Source organism: Psychrobacter sp. Ps6, from assembly GCF_022129235.1.
In the GTDB taxonomy this organism is placed as follows: domain Bacteria; phylum Pseudomonadota; class Gammaproteobacteria; order Pseudomonadales; family Moraxellaceae; genus Psychrobacter.
The window spans coordinates 1-1482 of sequence record NZ_JADQAI010000122.1 but is presented as its reverse complement, the minus strand read 5'-3'; the positions used below and the strand labels follow the sequence as shown (position 1 = coordinate 1482).

Below are 1482 nucleotides of genomic sequence, written 5' to 3'. Positions count from 1 at the left end.
TTACAATAACTCACCGCAATCTCAATACAGTTAATTGATTGAATAAAGCCGACACTCAATGTCGGCTTTATTTTTATTCGTTGTAAAAGGGCATTCATTACTTGTATCTATAGAGTTGCAGCGTTATTTTGCTTTGTTCTCTTTGTTCTCTTTGTTCTCTTTGTTCTCTTTGTTCTCTTTGTTCTCTTTGATCGTACAAGCTACCCCGAATGGTTTTTGGGGGCCTTTATTTGTGCTATCTGAAGTTCTTGCCATTCTTCATCTAAAGCGGGATATACATCAACGCTACTAGCCAAATCAATTTTGTTACTATCTAAAATATCATATAAATCATCGATTTTGTTCTTTGATTTGAGCCATAATCGAGTTAGTTCTACTACATCTATTGATGTTTGATTGTTCTTTTTATATTTGATATTTAAAGCTAGACAAATATCTTTTTTATTAAAGATATGTTTATCTGAAAAAACTTGAGCAATACGGATTTGATAGCCATTTATATCTATATAATTAAACATTTTCTAATACCGAAAAGAATGGATCATTTAATTATATTATTCGCTTAAGTAGAGGTTTGGAAGCATAAAATAGCTGATGCACCGGTTCAACTATATGAAAATAAAGTACTTTTCTGTTGGGTGATAATTGCTGATGATTTTTCATCAAGTAATGAGAGTTGCATCATGGTTTGCTTAGTGCGTACAAAACCTGTTCCCTAGCGGTGGTTTTTTGCATTTGTAGGTTAATTGATGATTTGCTATATTTTAACTACAGAGTAATTATAGAGTAATTATGAGTTATCTACAATTTGAATGGGATCCGAATAAAGCTGAAAGTAATATTCGAAAGCATGGTGTTACTTTTACAGAGGCAGAATCAGTTTTTAGTGATGAATATGCTCGTGTAATATCTGATCCTGACAGCTCATATGGTGAAGAACGTTTCATTATTATGGGGTTGAGTGAGAAACATAACACTCTCGTTGTGTGTCATTGCTATCGAGGTGATGACGAAAGGATTCGAATTATTTCAGCTCGGAAAGCAGAAAAACGAGAGCGTAAACAATATGAGGAGTTTCGTTATGCGTGATCAATATGATTTTTCAAACTCAATGGCTAATCCATATGCGAAAAAAGTAAAGAAGCAGATCACAATTCGACTTGATGATGATGTGGTGACTTACTTTAAAGATCTATCTGAAAAGAATGGTATTCCATACCAAAATTTAATTAATCTTTACCTAAAAGACTGCGCATCAAAAAATAAAGAATTAACAATGGATTGGCAGTAAAATCTTACCGAAATGGTCGCTTAGGCGGCCTTTGTTTTATCTGTGCCTACAACTAAGCATCAACCCCACATTCAATTAAATGAAAATAATTCTCAACAAATGCTTGCATTGTAAGTGAGAATTGTTATCATTAACACGCACTCAGGGAGAAGGCGCTAAGTAAGGCTTTTTTCTTTGAAGGCACGACATTG

Annotated in this window: 3 protein-coding genes; 2 read left to right on the top strand and 1 reads right to left on the bottom strand. The window is 33.6% G+C overall.

Annotated elements, in window-relative coordinates:
• Positions 1-200: 200 nt before the first annotated feature.
• The gene (locus I3255_RS14255) at positions 201-518 is read right to left on the bottom strand and encodes a hypothetical protein (RefSeq protein ID WP_238039405.1); all 318 of its coding nucleotides are present in this window, start codon (positions 516-518) and stop codon (positions 201-203) included.
• A 274-nt stretch (positions 519-792) separates the two neighbouring features.
• On the opposite strand from I3255_RS14255, the gene I3255_RS14250 reads away from it, so the two are divergent.
• Together I3255_RS14250 and I3255_RS14245 are read left to right on the top strand one after the other, a co-directional pair.
• A complete protein-coding gene (locus I3255_RS14250) occupies positions 793-1089 on the top strand; it encodes a BrnT family toxin (protein WP_238039404.1) in 297 nt (98 codons plus the stop codon).
• The gene (locus I3255_RS14245; protein WP_045037153.1) at positions 1082-1291 is read left to right on the top strand and encodes a BrnA antitoxin family protein; all 210 of its coding nucleotides are present in this window, start codon (positions 1082-1084) and stop codon (positions 1289-1291) included. Before I3255_RS14250 ends, I3255_RS14245 begins: the two co-directional genes overlap by 8 nt.
• The last annotated feature ends 191 nt before the right edge of the window (positions 1292-1482 follow it).